The organism is Streptococcus mitis (genome assembly GCF_003942685.1).
GTDB lineage: Bacteria > Bacillota > Bacilli > Lactobacillales > Streptococcaceae > Streptococcus > Streptococcus mitis_CD.
This window is the reverse complement of record NZ_RJNR01000003.1, coordinates 23,894-38,769: the sequence shown is the minus strand read 5'-3', so window position 1 is coordinate 38,769 and position 14,876 is coordinate 23,894. Positions and strand designations below refer to the sequence as shown.

The window sequence follows — 14,876 nt, the reverse complement described above, 5'->3', positions numbered from 1 at the left end:
ATAGTAAAGCGTATATAGCGGATAAGGAGGCCAGCAACTCTAAAGTACAAATATGTTATCGTAACCTATATGCGTAAACTACATGAGCAATTGAATTAGAACTAGAGAGGTGATTAATAGATTCATGCTATAGTCATGGCAGCTTGTATGCTTTTGATTCTAGTTTATCAAATAATAGATTAGAATTGTCAGACAATATCATTTTATGTTATAATGAAGAAAAAACAGAGGTGTTCAAATGTCAGAAGCAGGTCATAAGTTTTTAGCAAAACTGGGGAAAAAACGCTTACGTCCAGGTGGAAAACGTGCCACAGATTGGTTAATTGCGGAAGGAGGATTTTCAAAAGAAAAGAGAATATTAGAGGTTGCGTGTAATAGGGGAACTACAGCAATTGAGTTGGCACAGCGTTTTGGTTGTAAGATAACTGCTGTTGATATGGATGGACAAGCCTTAGAAGTGGCTAAAAAATCTGCTGAAACGGCAGGTGTTGCTCATTTAATCAGTTTTGAAAGAGCTAATGCAATGAAACTTCCTTATGAAGATGCTAGTTTTGATATTGTTATAAATGAAGCTATGCTGACTATGCAAGCCGATCAAGCTAAGAAAAAATGTGTAATGGAATATCTAAGGGTTTTAAAACCTGAAGGTCTTCTTTTGACACATGATGTGCTTCTTAAGGAAGCTAAAGAGTCTGTCAGACAGGAACTGTCACAAGCAATTCATGTAAATGTAGGCCCTTTAACTCAAGATGGTTGGGAACAGGTGATGATAGAATCAGGCTATCGTGATGTGAAAGTATTGACTGGTGAAATGACCTTAATGAAATTTTCAGGTATGATTTATGACGAAGGTTGGCTAGGAACGTTGAAAATTTGTGTAAATGCTTGTAAAAAGGAGAATAGAAAGCAGTTTTTAACTATGTATAAAATGTTTAATAAGAATAAAAAGAACTTGGGCTTTATTGCTATGGCTAGTCATAAATCGTCAAATCGTTAGATAATTATTGAAGTTAACTTTTCCTTTTTTCTTTCTTAAAAAATATGCTATAATAGAGAGTAAAAACTTTGAAAGAAAGAAAAAGATGAATTTAAAAGATTACATTGCAACAATTGAAAATTATCCTAAGGAAGGCATTACCTTCCGTGATATCAGTCCTTTGATGGCTGATGGGAATGCTTACAGCTATGCTGTTCGTGAAATTGTTCAGTATGCGACTGACAAGAAAATTGACATGATTGTAGGTCCTGAAGCTCGTGGTTTTATCGTGGGCTGTCCAGTTGCCTTTGAGTTGGGAATTGGTTTTGCACCTGTTCGTAAACCAGGTAAATTGCCACGCGAAGTTATTTCTGCTGACTACGAAAAAGAATACGGTGTTGATACCTTGACTATGCATGCTGATGCCATCAAGCCAGGTCAACGTGTTCTTATTGTGGATGACCTCTTGGCAACAGGTGGAACTGTTAAGGCAACCATCGAGATGATTGAAAAACTTGGTGGTGTTGTAGCAGGTTGTGCCTTCCTTGTTGAATTGGATGAATTGAACGGCCGTGAAAAAATCGGTGACTACGATTACAAAGTTCTTATGCATTATTAATGAAAAACAGTCCCTAGGGCTGTTTTCTCTACATTAGGATATAAAAATAGACTATAGCTAGTTAGAGAAAAAGTATAATTGAAAACTATATCTTCTTGCAGTATAATAAAAGGACTAAGTGTTTGAGATTTAGTTTCATACTCAATGAAAATCAAAGAGCAAACTAGGAAACTAGCCGTAGGCTGTACTTGAGTACGGCAAGGCAACGTTGACGCGGTTTGAATTTGATTTTCGAAGAGTTTCAAACATATGCAATGATTCCTGAAAGAGTACAGTTAGGAGAGGGTTATGCCGATTCGAATTGATAAAAAATTGCCAGCTGTTGAGATTTTACGGACAGAGAATATCTTTGTCATGGATGATCAACGTGCGGCCCACCAAGATATCCGTCCCTTGAAGATTTTAATTTTAAATCTCATGCCACAAAAAATGGTCACAGAGACTCAATTGTTGCGCCACTTGGCTAATACGCCCCTGCAACTGGATATTGATTTTCTCTATATGGAGAGTCACCGTTCTAAAACAACTCGTTCAGAGCACATGGAGACCTTTTATAAAACTTTTCCTGAAGTCAAGGATGAGTATTTTGATGGGATGATTATCACAGGTGCTCCAGTTGAGCATTTACCATTTGAGGAAGTGGACTATTGGGAGGAATTCAGTCAGGTAATCGAGTGGTCCAAGACCCATGTCTATTCGACCCTTCATATCTGTTGGGGGGCTCAGGCTGGTCTTTATTTGCGCTATGGGGTGGAAAAATACCAGATGGACAGTAAGTTATCAGGTATTTATCCTCAGGATACTTTAAAGGAAGGTCATCTTCTCTTTAGAGGCTTTGACGATAGCTATGTATCCCCTCATTCTCGGCACACGGAGATTTCTAAGGAAGAAATCTTAAACAAAACCAATCTTGAAATTTTATCAGAAGGACCTCAGGTTGGAGTTTCTATTTTGGCCAGTCGTGATTTGCGAGAAATTTATAGTTTTGGGCATTTGGAATATGACCGTGATACCTTGGCAAAAGAGTATTTTAGGGACCGTGATGCAGGTTTAGACCCACATATTCCAGAAAATTACTTTAAGGATGATGATGTCAACCAGACACCTTGTCTTTGTTGGTCTTCATCAGCAGCCCTCTTTTTCAGTAACTGGGTGAATTATGCGGTCTATCAGGAGACGCCTTTTGACTGGAGAAAAATAGAAGATGATGCATCTGCATTTGGGTATTTATAAGAGGAATTATGACATATTTAGACGCTTTTAAATCAGGGAACTTGGTTTTACCAAGTGCCCTGCTCTTGCATTTTAAGGAACTCTTTCCTTCCAGCGACGATTTTCTGGTCTGGCAATTTTTCTATTTGCAAAATACGACAGGCTTGGATGAAATGTCGCCAAGCCAGATTGCTGAAAGGATTGGCAAGGAGATTTCGGATGTCAATCAGGCCATTTCCAATCTGACGGAGAGGGGACTGCTTCAGTATCGAACCATCGAATTAAATGGTGAAATCGAATTGCTTTTTGATGCTAGTTTGGCATTAGAACGTTTGGATGACCTGCTTGGAGCAGTTCATTCAAGTTCAGACCAGCTGACACCCCAAAACCAGCTTAAGGATTTGGTGGAAACTTTCCAGCAGGAGTTAGGGCGCTTATTGACTCCTTTTGAGATTGAGGATTTGACCAAGACACTAAAGGAAGATGGAACCAGTGCTGACTTGATTAAGGAAGCTCTTCGTGAAGCGGTTTTGAATGGCAAACCAAACTGGAAGTACATTCAGGCGATTTTGAGAAATTGGCGCCATGAAGGTATCAAAAGTGTGGCTCAAATCGAGGCTAAACGGGCAGAGAGAGAAGCAAGCAATCCTCAGTTGACACAGGTATCTGCAGATTTTAGAAATGCCATGGATCTATGGAAGGATTAATCCAGGTAAGCATGCTTGAAATCCGAGTAAGATTTGCAAGCTGTGTATAATTGTGATAAAATAAATAGAAAATAAATTGAAAAAAGAGGTATGTGAAATGTCACGTAAACCATTTATCGCTGGTAACTGGAAAATGAACAAAAATCCAGAAGAAGCTAAAGCATTCGTTGAAGCAGTTGCGTCAAAACTTCCTTCATCAGATCTTGTTGAAGCAGGTATCGCTGCTCCAGCTCTTGATTTGACAGCTGTTCTTGCTGCTGCAAAAGGTTCAAACCTTAAAGTTGCTGCTCAAAACTGCTACTTTGAAAATGCAGGTGCTTTTACTGGTGAAACTAGCCCACAAGTTTTGAAAGAAATCGGTACTGATTACGTTGTTATCGGTCACTCAGAACGCCGTGACTACTTCCATGAAACTGACGAAGATATCAACAAAAAAGCAAAAGCAATCTTTGCAAATGGTATGCTTCCAATCATCTGTTGTGGTGAGTCACTTGAAACTTACGAAGCTGGTAAAGCTGCTGAGTTTGTAGGTGCTCAAGTATCTGCTGCATTGGCTGGATTGACTGCTGAACAAGTTGCTGCCTCAGTTATCGCTTACGAGCCAATCTGGGCTATCGGTACTGGTAAATCAGCTTCACAAGACGACGCACAAAAAATGTGTAAAGTTGTTCGTGACGTTGTAGCTGCTGACTTCGGTCAAGAAGTTGCAGACAAAGTTCGTGTTCAATACGGTGGTTCTGTTAAACCTGAAAACGTTGCTTCATACATGGCTTGCCCAGACGTTGACGGTGCCCTTGTAGGTGGTGCGTCACTTGAAGCAGAAAGCTTCTTGGCATTGCTTGACTTTGTAAAATAATCTAAGTTATTCCAGACAGACAGTCAAAAGTACTAGGTGACTTTGACTGCCTGTCTTATTTTTATTTAGAGAGTTCTTGTGAAATAGGAAGTTTTTCCTACAGGAGCTAGTAAGACAAACTTGATCAATCTACTCATACGTTTTTACGATGTTAGAGCAGGTTCTATCTTGGTTGACGGGTAGAATATTCGCAAATTGTCACGCCAAGAGTACCGCCGTCAGTTTGGGATTGTCTTACAGGATGCTTGGCTTTATGAAGGTACGATCAAAGAAAACCTACGTTTTGGAAATCTTGACGCCAGTGACGAGGAAATAATAGAAGCTGCCAAAGCAGCAAATGTAGACCATTTTATTCGAACTCTTCCTGGTGGTTATAACATGGATATGGACCAATACTCCAGCAATATTTCCCTCGGGCAAAAACAACTGTTGACCGTCGCGCGTGCTCTCTAACCAATTTTAAAATTCTCATTTTTGATGAAGCGACTTCCTCTGTTGATACCCGTTTGGAGCTTTTAATTCAAAAAGCTATGAAACGCTTGATGAAAGGAAGAACCATCTTTATCATCGCACACTGTCTCTAGAACATTCAAGAAGTAAATAAGATTCTTGTTCTTAAGGATGGACAGATTATTGAGCAGAGAAATTGCGAAAGCTCACTCTAAGCAAAAGGCTTTTATTATGATCTTTACCATAGCCAATTTTCAAGTAAATCTGATAAAGTGAGCTAATCAGAACTAACTAAACTTTTCTTAAATTATCAGTCTATTGCAACTTTTCTCATGTGAGTCATTTGGCTTGCTATTGGTTTTCATTAGTAGTATACTAAGGGAGTAAACACTAAGAAGTGGTTACAAATAATAATGAATGAGGTAAAATAAAATGGTAGAATTGAAAAAAGAAGCAGTAAAAGACGTAACATCATTGACAAAAGCAGCGCCAGTAGCATTGGCAAAAACAAAGGAAGTCTTGAACCAAGCTGTTGCTGATTTATACGTAGCCCACGTTGCCTTGCACCAAGTGCACTGGTACATGCGTGGTCGTGGTTTCCTTGTATGGCATCCAAAAATGGATGAATACATGGACAGCCTTGATGGCTATCTTGACGAAATCAGCGAACGCTTGATTACACTTGGGGGAAGCCCATTCTCTACTTTGACAGAATTCCTTCAACATAGTGAAATCGAAGAAGAAGAAGGAGAATTCCGTAGTGTTGAAGAAAGCTTGGAACGTGTCCTAGATGTTTATCGTTATCTCATCACTCTGTTCCAAAAAGCTTTGGATGTTACTGATGAAGAAGGTGATGATGTGACAAACGATATCTTTGTTGGTGCTAAAGCTGAACTTGAGAAAACGGTTTGGATGCTTGCGGCAGAACTTGGACAAGCACCTGGTTTGTAAGATAAATGCATCCCTTTCTATCATGAGTTTCTGTATCACTACTCATGATAAACTATCTTTTAAAAATCATGTAGCAGACAAAGTTACATGATTTTTTCTTTGCTTCTCCGGCGACTCATTTGTCAAAATGCTGATTTTAAGGTATAATAGTTGCTGTTCGAGAAATTTTGATTTTCAAAGAATAGTGAATGATGATAAGGAGAAACCATGAACAACCTACCAAATTGCCCAAAATGTAATTCAGAGTATGTCTACGAAGACGGTGCCCTACTGGTTTGCCCAGAGTGTGCTCATGAGTGGAATCCTGCTGAAGTTGCAGATGTAGAAGAGGGCCTTGTTGCTATCGATGCCAACGGGAATAAATTGGCTGACGGTGATACAGTAACCCTCATCAAGGACTTGAAAGTAAAAGGTGCGCCAAAAGATTTGAAACAAGGGACGCGCGTGAAAAATATCCGCATCGTAGAAGGCGACCACAATATCGACTGTAAGATTGATGGCTTCGGTGCCATGAAACTCAAATCAGAGTTTGTGAAGAAAATTTAAGCATGTCAAAAAACTACAAACTTACATTTTATAGCCGTATCTTCTTGTTTCTAGCGGCTTTTACGGGAGTTTATCTTGAAATCGCCAAGCATGGTGGATTTGGGATGCTTCTCTATTACACGGTTCTGTCCAACCTCTTAGTAGCGATTTTTACGCTCTATCTACTAAAGGTTATGAGCCGTTTAGGTGAAAACTGGCAAAGGCCAAGTCTCCTGCGCTTAAAAGGTGGGGTCACCATGAGTATCATGATTACCTGTGTGATTTACCATTTCCTTTTAGCGCCCATTGCGACTAATTTCTATACTCTGGAAAATTTCCTTTGCCACTATATCGTTCCCCTCTGGTTTTTAGCAGATACCCTCTTTTTTGACAAACAGGGTCAATACAAGATTTGGGATCCAGTTGTGTGGACGATTTTACCCTTGCTTTATATGATTTTTGCTCTTTTTAATGGCTTGGTACTGAAACTAGAAATTCCTAATTCTAAGGTCAGTCCCTTCCCTTACTTCTTTTTGAATGTGAACAAGGGGTGGGATGTCGTGTTCAAGTGGTGTCTGATTATCTTTGTTGCCTATATGGTGGCAGGATTTATCTTCTACTTTATTAAGCAAATCAAGAGAAAGTCATCCTAATACTCTTCGAAAATCTCTTCAAACCACGTCAGTTTCCATCTGCAACCTCAAAACACTGCTTTGAGCAACCTGCGGCTAGCTTCCTAGTTTGCTTTTTGATTTTCATTGAGTATAAGACACAAGAGATTCATTTTCGAGTTTAAGAAGGAGTCTATACACCCAAGAGGCTTTTTCTTTTCTTGCCTGTTTGATAACTATCAAAAAAGTAGAAGATTAAGAGAAATATAGAAAGAGATTTCATGAAACAATTTTTAGAACGGGCCAGTATTTTGGCTCTCTCCCTCGTTTTGATTACATCCTTTTCCATCTCGAGTGCTCTGCCAGCCATGTTTGACTATTATCAAGGTTATCCTAAGGAACAAATTGAGCTCTTGGCGAGCTTGCCTTCCTTTGGAATCATGATTATGTTATTACTAAATGGTTTCTTAGAAAAAATATTTCCTGAGCGATTACAGATTAGTTTGGGCTTGCTAATATTATCTCTTAGTGGAATCGCACCTTTCTGGTATCAAGCCTACCCCTTTGTTTTTGGAACACGGATTCTTTTTGGTTTGGGTGTTGGGATGATTAATGCCAAGGCCATTTCCATTATCAGTGAACGCTATCAAGGAAAAACGCGAATTCAGATGTTAGGGCTACGCGGTTCTGCAGAGGTCGTTGGGGCTTCTCTCATTACCTTGGCAGTCGGCCAATTGTTGGCCTTCGGTTGGACAGCTACCTTCCTAGCCTATAGTGCTGGATTTTTGGTACTGACCCTTTATCTGCTCTTTGTCCCTTATGGAAAGGAAAAGAAAGAAGTCAAGAAAAAAGCGAAGGAAGTAAGTCGCTTAACTCGAGAAATGAAAGGCTTGATTTTTACCCTAGCTATTGAAGCGGCAGTTGTAGTTTGTACCAATACAGCTATTACCATCCGTATTCCAAGTTTGATGGTGGAAAGAGGACTTGGAGATGCCCAGTTATCTAGTTTTGTTCTTAGTATCATGCAGTTGATTGGGATTGTGGCTGGGGTGAGTTTTTCTTTCTTGATTTCTATCTTTAAGGAAAAATTGCTCCTCTGGTCTGGTATTACCTTCGGCTTAGGGCAAATTGTGATTGCCTTGTCTCCATCCTTGTGGGTGGTAGTGGCAGGGAGTATTCTGGCTGGTTTTGCCTACAGTGTAGCCTTGACGACGGTCTTTCAACTGGTCTCTGAACGAATTCCAGCTAAACTCCTCAATCAAGCAACTTCATTTGCTGTATTAGGCTGTAGTTTCGGAGCTTTTACGACTCCATTCGTTCTAGGTGCGATTGGCTTACTAAGTCACAATGGTATGTTGGTCTTTAGTATCTTAGGAGGGTGGTTGATTGTAACCTCTATCTTTGTCATGTACTTACTTCAAAAGAGAGCTTAGGATTGGTTTCCTAAGTTTTTCTTTTTGTGAATTTTGCACCCAGACAATATTTGTTTTTGAACCTTGTTTTCAGATTATTTTCTTGATAAAATAGAAGTTATGACGAGATATAAAGCAACTATTTCCTATGATGGTTACGCCTTTGCGGGCTTTCAACGCCAGCCCCATGCGCGTAGCGTTCAGGAAGAAATAGAAAAAACCTTGACCAGGTTAAATAAGGGGCAAGCCATTACTGTTCACGGTGCTGGTAGGACAGATAGTGGGGTTCATGCCTTGGGACAGGTTATTCATTTTGACCTGCCTTATCAAATGGATGAGGAGAAGCTCCGTTTTGCTCTAGACACTCAGTCCCCTGAAGATATTGATGTGATTTCGATTGAGCTTGTGGCGGATGATTTTCATTGCCGTTATGCCAAGCACAGTAAGACCTATGAGTTTATCGTGGATAGGGGCCGTCCCAAGAATCCTATGCGCCGTCACTATGCCACTCACTTTCCCTATCCACTCGATGTGGAACGCATGCAGATTGCAATCAAAAAGCTAGAGGGAACACATGATTTTACCGGTTTTACAGCCTCTGGGACTAGTGTAGAGGACAAGGTTCGTACTATTACAGAAGCTAGTCTTAGGGTTGATGAGACAGGCCAGTTTTTGACTTTTACCTTTTCAGGAAATGGTTTCTTGTATAAGCAGATTCGCAATATGGTGGGGACACTGCTCAAAATCGGCAATAACCGCATGCCAGTAGAGCAGATTGACCTCATCTTGGAGAAAAAGGACAGGCAGCTTGCAGGTCCCACTGCAGCACCAAATGGTTTATATTTAAAGGAGATTCGTTATGAAGAATAATCGTATTTTAGCACTTTCTGGAAACGATATTTTTAGTGGTGGTGGTTTGTCCGCGGATTTGGCTACCTATACTTTGAACGGCTTGCATGGCTTTGTAGCAGTGACTTGTTTGACAGCCTTGACAGAAAAAGGATTTGAAGTCTTTCCAACTGACGATACCATTTTTCAACATGAATTAGATAGCTTGCGTGATGTAGAGTTTGGGGGAATTAAGATTGGTCTTCTACCAACTGTCAGCGTAGCTGAGAAGGCTTTGGACTTTATCAAACAACGCCCAGGAGTGCCTGTGGTATTGGACCCTGTCTTGGTCTGCAAGGAAACACACGACGTAGCTGTAAGTGAACTCTGCCAAGAGTTGATTCGCTTTTTCCCTCATGTCAGTGTGATTACTCCTAATCTTCCTGAAGCAGAATTACTAGCAGATCAAGAGATTAAAACCCTTGAAGATATGAAAACTGCAGCGCAGAAATTGCATGAATTAGGAGCGCCAGCAGTCATTATCAAGGGAGGTAATCGCCTTAGTCAGGACAAGGCTATGGATGTCTTTTATGACGGACAAACATTTACAGTCCTAGAAAATCCCGTCATTCAAGGGCAAAATGCTGGTGCAGGTTGTACCTTTGCCTCTAGCATTGCCAGTCACCTAGTCAAAGGTGATGAACTTTTACTAGCAGTAGAAAGCTCTAAGGCTTTCGTTTATCGTTCTATTGCACAAGCAGATCAGTATGGAGTAAGACAATATGAAGCAAACCAAAACAACTAAAATCGCCCTTGTATCCCTATTAACCGCCCTCTCTGTGGTTCTAGGTTATTTCTTAAAAATTCCAACACCGACAGGCATTCTAACTCTTTTAGATGCGGGTGTCTTCTTTACGGCCTTCTACTTTGGTAGTCGTGAAGGGGCTGTAGTAGGAGGACTAGCAGGTTTCTTGATTGACCTCTTATCAGGCTATCCTCAGTGGATGTTCTTTAGCTTGGTTAACCATGGCTTGCAGGGATTTTTCGCAGGATTTAAAGGAAAAACTCAGTGGTTAGGCCTTGTCTTAGCAACGATTGCCATGGTAGGGGGTTACGCCTTGGGTTCTACTTTGATGAATGGCTGGGCAGCAGCCCTACCAGAAATTCTACCAAATTTCATGCAAAATATGGTAGGGATGATTGTAGGATTTATTCTTAGTCAAAGTATCAAGAAGATTAAGTAAAGATTAAAAAACGTAAAGTTAGTAGTAATGATTTTTCTGCTAACTTTACGTTTTTATTATTGGTTTTCTTGTAGATAATAGGAAATCACAACAGAAGAATTACTATCAAAATAGGAATCTTTATCAAAATATTTGCAATTTCCTATTGTAATGCTATGTATTTTGTAATTCTTAATAAAATGAGGTAATTTTTCATATCTTTCTTCAAGTAATGTTACATTATGAAATCCAAAATTTTCAAAAATCTCTTTTACGTCTGTAGGTTCTTTTGTAAGTAAAATATCATAATCGTCAGGTGAAAGGATATACTGATTTTTTAAAATGGCATTAAGTCGCTCAGAAATTCGCAAACTAATATTTTTAGGGATACTTGAGTCAGTATTATCTCTGGAAATTCTAACTTTCCCCGTTAAACTGCCATAATCATTATAATCTAAAGTAAAAAACCAAGTTGAAATCCTACTAATTGAATACACCTCAAAATTAATTAAAGCTTGATTAATTTCTATTTTTTTAATTCGAATAATTTGATTAGCTTCTTCATGAATTATTCTATTAAACTCTTCTTGATTTAAGAATTCAGGGAATTGAATGGATAAAGATTGCCTACGTTCTTCATCTTGTTTCTTTTCAAGACGCTCCTGATTATTCCATGAGTGTATTTCAAAAACTAAATTTACAACTTTACCAGGTACACTTATAAAATTAGAAATTCCTGTTATAGTATTATTGGCAATGCAAACAGCTCCATCTACAGTATTGGTAGTTATTTTAGAAGTTTCATCTACAACTACTTTCACGGCTTTTGCAGTCTCATTTGCAATATCATTTACAACTTTTGAGGATTCATTTGCAATATTATTTACAACCTTTGAAGATTCATTAACAATATCATTTACGACTTTAGAAGTTTCACTAGTAACATTATCTACAAATTTAAAGAGATCATTTAACATAAAATAATACCATTAATCAAAATAAAGCAAGCCTTTGCTGGTGCTTGTAAAGAGGTCAAAGCCATCCTTGGTAACAACACCACAGTCTTCAATACGAACACCGACTTTACCAGGGATATAGATACCTGGTTCAACAGAGAAGCACATGCCTTCTTCGATGACCATGTCGTTTCCTTCCATGATGGATGGGAATTCGTGGACATCCATACCGATACCATGACCAAGACGGTGGTTGAAGTACTCACCGTAACCAGCTTTTTCGATGACTTCACGGGCAGCGCGGTCCACTTCATGGGCAGTCACACCTGGCTTGATAAAGTCAAGAGCAGCTTGTTGGGCTTCAAGAGTCAAGTTATAAATGTCTTTCTTGAATTGGTCAGGTTTACCAACAGCGACTGTACGAGTCATATCTGACGCATAGCCGTTGACCAGAACACCGAGGTCAAAGAGGAGAAGAGCATCATTTTCAACCTTATTAGCTGCTGGAATACCGTGTGGATTTGCAGCATTATCACCAGTCAAGACCATGGTATCAAAACTCATTTCATAGCCTTCACGTTTCATGGCAAAGTCGATTTGAGCGATGATATCTGTCTCCGTCTTATCAAGAGAAATATTGTCAAACCCCACTTTAACAGCCTTGTCCGCATAGAGACCTGCAACCATCATTTTTTGCACTTCGTCAGCTGATTTGATGAGGCGCATGCGTTGGATACGAGGTGTGAGGTTTTCAAACTCAGCAGTTTCAAAAACGGTTTTTAAACCATGATATTTGGTCAAGATAAGATTGTCAAACTCAACAGCGACACGTTTGAAGTCAAGTTGAGGAAGAGCATGTTTCATTTTTTGCCATGGATTTTCAGAATCCACATAGCCCACAACTGGGAAGGAAACAGTGCTAGTAGCACGTTCTACTTCAAGGGCTGGGACAAAGAGGAGAGGTTCCTGATTTGCTAGGACAAAAAGGAACATTTGGCGTTCATGGGGATCACTGTAAAAGCCAGTGAGGTAATTGATTGTGACGGGGTCAGATACGACAGCGACGTCTAGTTTTTCTGATTCAAGATATGTTACGATTTGTTGTAATTTAGACATATGCTACCTTCTTTCTACCCCTCTATTTTGGCAAAAAATGAGAGAAAATGCAAGGGAGAAGGGTAAAAGAAAAGTCAAAAAGAACTCCGACAAGATAACGGAGTTCTTTGATATAGTTTTACCTTGTTTAAGAAAAGTCAGCCTTGCTTTTGACGTCGCTGTATTCTTCAGCGATTTCTTGGCTGAGAATGTCTTCATAGGCAGGGAGTTGGATGTCCTGACCATATTTCTTCTTGAGGGCAGTAGTGACTAGGCGATAGGCCAGATTGGCATTACGAGAGAGGATAGGTCCGTGGAAGTAGGAACCAAAGACATTTTTATAATGAACGCCTTCACCGATTTTTTCTTCATTGTTTCCATTTCCATAGACAACCTGTCCCAGTGGTTTTTGGTCATCCGAGAGGAAGGTACGGCCCTGGTGATTTTCAAAGCCATAGTAGGTTTCATCGAAATCTTCATTATGAATCTTGATGTCCCCGATAAAACGGTTATTGGTCTGGTTGAGCGTGTAGTGGCCCATGACACCTAGCCCTTCGATACGTCTCCCTGAAGCTTCAATATAATATTGACCCAATAGTTGGAAACCACCGCAGATAGCGAGGACCACACCGTCGTTTTGGATGTAGTTGTCAATGCTCTCTTTTTTAGCAGGTAGGTCGTCTGCAATGATACTCTGTTCAAAGTCTTGACCACCACCGAAAAAGGCGATGTCGTAGTGATTTTCATCAAAGTTATCATGGAGAGAAACGATGTCAACCGTCACATGGGCTCCCAGTTTTTCAGCCACGTACTTGAGCATGAGGATGTTTCCATTGTCCCCGTAGGTATTCATGAGGTTTCCGTAGAGGTGGGCAATGTTGAGCTGATAAGGGTAATTGCCAGCTTTTGAGGAAAGTGAAGTATAAACCATTAGTTCATCTCCTTTCTAACAATCTGACGATTAGCCAGCAGTTCACGGAATTCCAGCATAGCAGTATAGGTAGCCAGGATATAGGCATGCTTGCAGTCTTGGTTTTCAATTGTCTTAAGAACTTGTTCCAGATTGCTTGTTTCAGTGATTTTATCAGCTGGATAGCCTGTCACTCGGAGACGACGTGCAATTTCAGAATGGCGAACACCACCAGCGTTGATTTCAGGAATGTCCATGTCAGTGATTTGTTCAAAGTCCGCATCCCAAATCCAGCTAGTATCAATCCCATCAGCATAGTTGGCATTAAGAAGAACAGATAGACTAAATGGATAAGGTGCTAGTTTAATCATCTCGATAGCTTGAGTTGCACCGACTGGATTTTTAATCAAGACAAGGGTACATTCCTTGTCACCTATATGGAAGGTTTCTTGGCGTCCAAAGACAGCACGACTCTTATCAAATCCCTGCTTGATGAGTTGTGAATCTGCACCAAGGAAACGGGCGATAGCAACCGCAGCTAGGGCGTTGTAGATATTGTAGAGACCACCGATTTGAATACCGTATTCTTGTCCGTCAATGACAAAGCGAGAGCGATTGTTGGTTAACTCAACCAATTCTGTTAAGCGATAGTCGAGATCAGGACGTTTACATCCACAGTCTTCACAGATATAGGCACCCAAGTTGGCATAGGTATTGTGCTCATATTTGAGGATGCCTTGACAGTCAGGGCAGAGAATCCCTTCGGTATTGTAGTGAGCAAGCTTTGCTGGACCTTTTTCCAAGTCAAAACCAAAATACTGTACTGGGTTTGGAATAGCTGGCTTGTAGAAAAGTGGACTGTCACCATTGAGGAGAACAGTAGCCGTAGGCACCTTACGAATGGCATCCAAAATCATGTTATAAGTCGTGTAAATCTCACCATAGCGGTCCATCTGGTCACGGAAGATATTCGTGATGACAAAAAGGCTTGGCTGGATATAGTCACAGATATGAGATAGACTGGCTTCATCGATTTCTAGAACGGCAATATTTTTCCCAGTTTTAGAAGATTTGGCTGTTAAGAAGGTTGTCGCAATCCCTGTAATCATGTTGGCACCGCTTGGGTTGGTAAGAACCTGACCATAAATCTCTTTTAAAATGCCGACAGTGAGGGCAGTTGTCAGGGTTTTTCCGTTGGTTCCAGTGACTACGACAATCTCATAGTTCTTAGCTAGGTTTTGTAAAATATCTTTATCAAATTGAAGGGCAAGTTTTCCTGGAAGCGTACTTCCACGGCCAAGATGACTTAAAACGAAGTGGGAAGAACGCCCAGCAAGAAGGCCCAAAGTAGTTTTTAATTTCATGGTTCTATTATATCATAAAAGAGGGAAAAGACAGATTTGATACTCAATGAAAATCAAAGAGCAAACTAGGAAGCTAGCCGCAGGTTGCTCAAAGCACCGCTTTGAGGTTGCAGATAAAGCTGACGTGGTTTGAATTTGATTTTCGAAGAGTATGAGATTTCGCAGAAATGAAAACAGCCCT

The 14,876-nt window shown here is 40.1% G+C and carries 16 protein-coding genes and 1 pseudogene; 13 read left to right on the top strand and 4 right to left on the bottom strand.

Annotation, left to right across the window (positions count from 1 at the left end):
• The first annotated feature begins 238 nt into the window (after positions 1-238).
• From D8855_RS03600 to D8855_RS03530, 13 genes and pseudogenes are all read left to right on the top strand, one after another.
• On the top strand, positions 239-997 hold the full coding sequence (locus D8855_RS03600; RefSeq protein WP_049551995.1) for a class I SAM-dependent methyltransferase: 759 nt from the start codon (positions 239-241) through the stop codon (positions 995-997).
• An 85-nt stretch (positions 998-1,082) separates the two neighbouring features.
• Complete coding sequence (locus D8855_RS03595) at positions 1,083-1,595, top strand: adenine phosphoribosyltransferase (RefSeq protein WP_001049318.1); 513 nt, start codon at positions 1,083-1,085, stop codon at positions 1,593-1,595.
• 288 nt (positions 1,596-1,883) lie between these two features.
• On the top strand, positions 1,884-2,828 hold the full coding sequence (metA, locus tag D8855_RS03585) for a homoserine O-acetyltransferase MetA (RefSeq protein ID WP_049492384.1): 945 nt from the start codon (positions 1,884-1,886) through the stop codon (positions 2,826-2,828).
• 8 nt (positions 2,829-2,836) lie between these two features.
• Positions 2,837-3,514: a DnaD domain-containing protein gene (locus tag D8855_RS03580; protein WP_125416069.1), complete on the top strand. Its 678-nt coding sequence runs from the start codon at positions 2,837-2,839 to the stop codon at positions 3,512-3,514.
• A 97-nt stretch (positions 3,515-3,611) separates the two neighbouring features.
• Positions 3,612-4,370 carry a triose-phosphate isomerase gene (gene tpiA / locus D8855_RS03575; protein ID WP_000087891.1) on the top strand — a complete coding sequence of 253 codons (759 nt, stop codon included), beginning with the start codon at positions 3,612-3,614 and terminating at the stop codon, positions 4,368-4,370.
• A gap of 90 nt (positions 4,371-4,460) precedes the next feature.
• A pseudogene (locus D8855_RS03570) lies at positions 4,461-5,035 on the top strand (ATP-binding cassette domain-containing protein); the annotation flags it as partial.
• Positions 5,036-5,252: 217 nt separating this feature from the next.
• Positions 5,253-5,771: a Dps family protein gene (locus tag D8855_RS03565; RefSeq protein WP_049510669.1), complete on the top strand. Its 519-nt coding sequence runs from the start codon at positions 5,253-5,255 to the stop codon at positions 5,769-5,771.
• Positions 5,772-5,978: 207 nt separating this feature from the next.
• Positions 5,979-6,317 carry a zinc ribbon domain-containing protein YjdM gene (locus D8855_RS03555; protein ID WP_001061584.1) on the top strand — a complete coding sequence of 113 codons (339 nt, stop codon included), beginning with the start codon at positions 5,979-5,981 and terminating at the stop codon, positions 6,315-6,317.
• Between the two features lie 2 nt (positions 6,318-6,319).
• Positions 6,320-6,949 (top strand): Pr6Pr family membrane protein, encoded by a 630-nt coding sequence (locus D8855_RS03550; RefSeq protein WP_124787806.1) that lies wholly within the window; start codon positions 6,320-6,322, stop codon positions 6,947-6,949.
• Between the two features lie 239 nt (positions 6,950-7,188).
• Complete coding sequence (locus tag D8855_RS03545; protein WP_049510666.1) at positions 7,189-8,340, top strand: MFS transporter; 1,152 nt, start codon at positions 7,189-7,191, stop codon at positions 8,338-8,340.
• A 99-nt stretch (positions 8,341-8,439) separates the two neighbouring features.
• The gene (gene truA, locus D8855_RS03540) at positions 8,440-9,189 is read left to right on the top strand and encodes a tRNA pseudouridine(38-40) synthase TruA (protein ID WP_125416066.1); all 750 of its coding nucleotides are present in this window, start codon (positions 8,440-8,442) and stop codon (positions 9,187-9,189) included.
• Complete coding sequence (locus D8855_RS03535) at positions 9,179-9,952, top strand: bifunctional hydroxymethylpyrimidine kinase/phosphomethylpyrimidine kinase (protein ID WP_049510664.1); 774 nt, start codon at positions 9,179-9,181, stop codon at positions 9,950-9,952. Before truA ends, D8855_RS03535 begins: the two co-directional genes overlap by 11 nt.
• The gene (locus D8855_RS03530; RefSeq protein ID WP_084888661.1) at positions 9,930-10,391 is read left to right on the top strand and encodes an ECF transporter S component; all 462 of its coding nucleotides are present in this window, start codon (positions 9,930-9,932) and stop codon (positions 10,389-10,391) included. The genes D8855_RS03535 and D8855_RS03530 overlap by 23 nt, the downstream gene beginning before the upstream one ends.
• A gap of 56 nt (positions 10,392-10,447) precedes the next feature.
• Here D8855_RS03530 and D8855_RS03525 read toward each other — a convergent pair whose 3' ends face one another.
• The 4 genes from D8855_RS03525 to murT all read right to left on the bottom strand — a co-directional run bounded on the left by D8855_RS03525 (position 10,448) and on the right by murT (position 14,695).
• Positions 10,448-11,347, bottom strand: coding sequence for a hypothetical protein (locus D8855_RS03525; RefSeq protein ID WP_125416063.1), 900 nt, complete (start codon positions 11,345-11,347; stop codon positions 10,448-10,450).
• Between the two features lie 12 nt (positions 11,348-11,359).
• On the bottom strand, positions 11,360-12,442 hold the full coding sequence (locus D8855_RS03520; protein WP_125416060.1) for a M24 family metallopeptidase: 1,083 nt from the start codon (positions 12,440-12,442) through the stop codon (positions 11,360-11,362).
• Positions 12,443-12,569: 127 nt separating this feature from the next.
• The gene (gatD, locus tag D8855_RS03515; RefSeq protein ID WP_125416057.1) at positions 12,570-13,352 is read right to left on the bottom strand and encodes a lipid II isoglutaminyl synthase subunit GatD; all 783 of its coding nucleotides are present in this window, start codon (positions 13,350-13,352) and stop codon (positions 12,570-12,572) included.
• A complete protein-coding gene (gene murT / locus D8855_RS03510) occupies positions 13,352-14,695 on the bottom strand; it encodes a lipid II isoglutaminyl synthase subunit MurT (RefSeq protein WP_125416054.1) in 1,344 nt (447 codons plus the stop codon). Before murT ends, gatD begins: the two co-directional genes overlap by 1 nt.
• Positions 14,696-14,876: the final 181 nt, after the last annotated feature.